General features: G+C 66.0%; 5 protein-coding genes. 4 read left to right on the top strand and 1 reads right to left on the bottom strand.

Annotated features, from left to right (window positions below):
- Positions 1-273 precede the first annotated feature (273 nt).
- From yejK to E4487_RS23900, 3 genes are read left to right on the top strand one after another with little or no spacing between them, the layout of a single operon-like run.
- On the top strand, positions 274-1281 hold the full coding sequence (gene yejK, locus E4487_RS23910; RefSeq protein WP_037049760.1) for a nucleoid-associated protein YejK: 1008 nt from the start codon (positions 274-276) through the stop codon (positions 1279-1281).
- Position 1282: 1 nt separating this feature from the next.
- Positions 1283-2128: a polyphosphate kinase 2 family protein gene (locus E4487_RS23905; RefSeq protein ID WP_175254537.1), complete on the top strand. Its 846-nt coding sequence runs from the start codon at positions 1283-1285 to the stop codon at positions 2126-2128.
- Entirely contained in the window at positions 2125-2445 is a 321-nt protein-coding gene (locus tag E4487_RS23900) for a glutaredoxin family protein (protein WP_037049770.1), read from the top strand. Before E4487_RS23905 ends, E4487_RS23900 begins: the two co-directional genes overlap by 4 nt.
- Before the next feature lie 3 nt (positions 2446-2448).
- Here E4487_RS23900 and E4487_RS23895 read toward each other — a convergent pair whose 3' ends face one another.
- Entirely contained in the window at positions 2449-3519 is a 1071-nt protein-coding gene (locus tag E4487_RS23895; protein ID WP_175254536.1) for an AraC family transcriptional regulator, read from the bottom strand.
- Between the two features lie 377 nt (positions 3520-3896).
- Here E4487_RS23895 and E4487_RS23890 point away from each other — a divergent pair.
- The coding region (locus E4487_RS23890; RefSeq protein WP_175254535.1) for an aldehyde dehydrogenase family protein at positions 3897-4193 on the top strand (297 nt) is incomplete at its 3' end.

Below are 4193 nucleotides of genomic sequence, written 5' to 3'. Positions count from 1 at the left end.
ACCCGGCATCCACCGCGTCGACTCACCCACGGTGGATGTAAAAAGCGACATCCACCCTACGCGACCGTAGGGTGGATCGCGCTTCATCGATCCACCATGCCCGGCAACGCCGGGTGAGCAGCCCGGCATCCACCGCGCCGACTCACCCACGGTGGATGTAAAAGGCGACATCCACCCCACGCGGCTGCACCGTGCGCCGATGCATCCGCACCAGAATCCGTCACCCGCTTCGGGTAAACTGCGCCCCTGTTTCATTTGCCCATCGAGACCGCCATGCCGATCCGTCACTGCATCGTCCACCTGATCGACAAGAAGCCCGACGGCAGCCCCGCAGCGCTGCATGCCCGCGACAGCGAGCTGGCCACGTCGCAAGCCATGGAGAACCTCCTGGCCGACCTCAACGAGAGCTACAACGCCAAGCAGGGCAAGGCCTGGGGCCTGTTCCACGAGGAATCCGGCGCCTACCCCTTCAGCGGCTGGCTCAAGGCCTACCTCGATGGCGAGCAGGACTTCACCGCCTTCAGCCGCCAGGCCGTGGAACAGCTGCAGAAGCTGATGGAAGAGTCCAACCTGTCCACCGGCGGCCACGTGCTGTTCGCCCACTACCAGCAGGGCATGACCGACTACCTGGCCATCGCCCTGCTGCATCACAGCGAAGGCGTGGCCGTCACCGACGCGCTGGACGTGACCCCGGCCAAGCACCTGGACCTCGGCCAGCTGCACCTGGCCGCACGCATCAATATCAGCGAGTGGCAGAACAACAAGCAGTCCAAGCAGTACATCTCGTTCATCAAGGGCAAGAACGGCAAGAAGGTCTCGGACTACTTCCGCGACTTCATCGGCTGCCAGGAAGGCGTCGACGGCCCCGGCGAGACGCGCACCCTGCTCAAGGCCTTCAGCGACTACGTGGAAAGCGAGGACCTGCCCGAAGAACAGGCCCGCGAGAAGACCAAGACACTGGTCGGCTACGCCAGCGGCCAGGCCAAGATGGGCGAGCCGATCACCCTGGAAGAGCTCTCCGGGCTGATCGATGAAGAGCGTCCCAAGGCCTTCTACGAGCACATCCGCAACAAGGATTACGGCATGGCCCCGGAGTTTCCGGCGGACAAGCGCACCCTCAGCCAGTTCCAGCGCTTCACCGGCCGCGCCGAAGGCCTGTCGATCAGCTTCGAGGCGCACCTGCTGGGCTCGAAGGTGGAGTACGACGAAGGCCGCGACATGCTGATCATCCGCCAGCTGCCGACCCAGCTGAAGGATCAGCTCAAGCGCCGCCAGGACTGAGATGGACCTGCGCCTCGGCGACGCGCTACTGGCGAGCTGCCGCTGCCAGGTTGCGGCGCCGCTGGCAGGCGACCCGGCGCGTACCTTCGGCCTCGACAAGCACGCGGCCAAGGCCCGCCTGGCACGACTCCGGCCCTGGCTGCAGGACCAGCAGACACGCCTGTGGGCCAATCGCCGCCAGGCGCTGCTGCTGGTGCTGCAAGGGCCTGACTGCAGTGGCAAGGACGGCGTGATTCGCCGGGTCCTGAGCGCCTGCAACCCACAGGGCCTGAGCATTCACGGCTTCCAGGCGCCGAGCGCGCAGGAGCGCCAGGCACACTTCCTCGAACGCTATCGCCAGCGCCTGCCGGCACCGGGCATGCTCGGGGTGTTCAACCGCAGCCACTACGAAGCGCTGATCTGCGACCCGCTCGACGGCTTGTGCGGCGAGGACGAGCTGCCCACGCGTCTGACCGAGTTGCTGGCGTTCGAGCGCCAGCTGCCTGCCCGCGGCATCCATGTGCTCAAGTGCTACCTGCAGATCGACGCCGACGAGCAGTACCAGCGCCTGCGCCAACGCCTGGAAAGGCCGGAGAAACGCTGGAAGCTCAAGCGCAGCGACCTGCAGTCGCATCGCCAGTTCGCAGAGCGCCAGCGCCGCTGGAGCGACCTGCTCAGTGCCAGCCACAGCGCTGCTGCGCCCTGGTACGTGATCCCCGCGCACAAGCGCTGGCTACGCGACCTGCTGCTGGCCAGCCTGTTGGCGCGTGAGCTGGAGCGCCTGCAATTGCAGTGGCCGGATCGCCCGCCACCCTTTACTCTGGCGCAATTGCAAGCCGCCACCCCGCACAAGGACGTGTCCCGATGAAGAAGATCCTGCTGATTCTCGCCGCCCTGGCCCTGTTCCAGCACTGGGACAAGCTCGAGCGCTGGCTCAATCCGCCACAGGCCAGCACCGCCAGCGGCGAGATCGTGCTCTATGCCACCAGCTGGTGCGGCTACTGCGCCAAGACCCGCGAACTGTTCGCCGCCGATGGCATCGCCTATCGCGAAGTGGACATCGAGAAGGACAGCGCCGGCCGCGCCACCTACCAGGCCCTGGGCGGACGCGGCGTGCCGGTGATCGACATGCGCGGGCAGGTCATCCACGGCTACGACGTGCGCGCCATCCGCGCGGCCTACTGAGCCTCAGGCACCTTCACGCCGCCACTGCCGCGGGCTGATGCCGAACCAGCGGCGGAAGGCCCGCGAGAACGCGCTGGTTTCCGAATAGCCGAGCAACAGGGCCAGCTGCGAGATCGGCAGCTGCGGCTCACGCAGGTAGCGGTTGGCCAGTTCGCGGCGCACGTTGTCCACCAGTTGCGAGAAGCTCAGGCCCTGCTCGCGCAGGCGCCGCTGCAGGGACCAGCTGGTCATGCCCAGCAGCTCGGCCACCTCCTCCAGCGCCGGCTCGCCGTACAGCAGGCGCTGACGGATCTGCTCGCGCACATCGTTGACCATGTCCCGCTCGCCACGGCCGCACAGGCTGCTGATCTGGTTCAGCGAATCCTGCATCACCATCAGCAGCACCGAATCGCTGTCCGGCATGGCGCGGTTCAGGCCGCGCTTGGGGATCAGCAGCGAGTTGAATGGCTGCTCGAAGTACACCGGCGCATCGAACACCTTACAGTGCTCGTGCCAGCACTCCGGTCGCGGGTGCTCGAAATGCACGGCGCGCGGCGCCCATTGGCTGCCGAGCACATGACGCACCAGGTTGAGCACCATGCCCAGGGTCAACTCGGCGTCCTGCCGCCGACTGAGAATGGCGCCATGGCGCACCTGATAGTCGAAGCGGTAGCACCCGCCCTCGTCGACCAGGCGAATCAGGCTGTTGCGCTGATGCAACGGGAAGGCCCGCGCGAAGTTGATCAGCGCCTGTTCGAGCGTGGCCGAGCACAGCCCGATGTAGCCCAGCAGGCCAAGGGCCTGGGGCTTGAACTGCTGACCGTAGTACAGACCGAAGTTGTCACAGCCGGACTGGTGCGCGGCCTCCTCCAGCACCTGGCAGTAGTTGGGCAGCGCCAGGCTCAGGGTCGGGTGGCGCAGGCACTCGGGGTCGATGCCGGATACGCCGAGAATGCGATCCGGATCACCGCCGTGCTTTTCGATGAATCCACACAGGCCGCTCGCCGCCGCTGCCAGCACACCGGCATTGGCCGGGGCACCGGACAGGAGCGAGGCACCGAGCGTAGCGCCGGCCTGAGAGAGAAAGGAACTCATCAGGTCCTCCTTCGTGACAATGGCTGTTCGAAAGCAAGAAACACGCCGCACCACCCTGAGGCAGCCAGCCAGGCGTTTCCAGCCTCGACGCGACATCAAAGGGCAGCGCCATGCCTGGCGAGTGAGTCGTTTTGAAACACTCGCACCAAAACAAGGCGGCCGAGTTGACCCATTGCGACACGCCCCGCCAGCGGCAGACGAAGTTGACTTTGCACGACAGCACCTCGCCCTTGCGGTCAAGTTGCGCAGATGAAATCGGCTCATGATCGGTCCGAGCCCCAGGGTTCGCTGTCGCTCGATCCGAGCCGCCCCCCTGGCTGGACATCCCAGCTCACCTGCTACGCACAACTAGAACAACATCGTTTCGGAGAACGCTCATGCTCTATGCCAAACCCGGTACCCCAGGCGCCGTCGTCACCCTCAAGCCGCGCTACGGCAACTACATCGGTGGTGAATTCGCCGCCCCGCTCAGCGGCCAGTACTTCAGCAACACCAGCCCGGTCGACGGCTCGGTGATCGCCGAATTCCCCCGCTCCAACGCCGCCGACATCGACAAGGCGCTGGACGCCGCCCATGCCGCCGCCGATGCCTGGGGGCGCACCAGCGTGCAGGAGCGTTCGCACATCCTGCTGAAGATCGCCGACCGCATCGAAGCCAACCTCGAACTGCTGGCC

This window comes from Pseudomonas sp. BMW13, from assembly GCF_013357275.1.
Classification (GTDB): Bacteria; Pseudomonadota; Gammaproteobacteria; order Pseudomonadales; family Pseudomonadaceae; genus Aquipseudomonas; species Aquipseudomonas khazarica.
The sequence above is the reverse complement of the archived record's forward strand: the minus strand, read 5'-3'. Positions and strand labels throughout refer to the sequence as shown.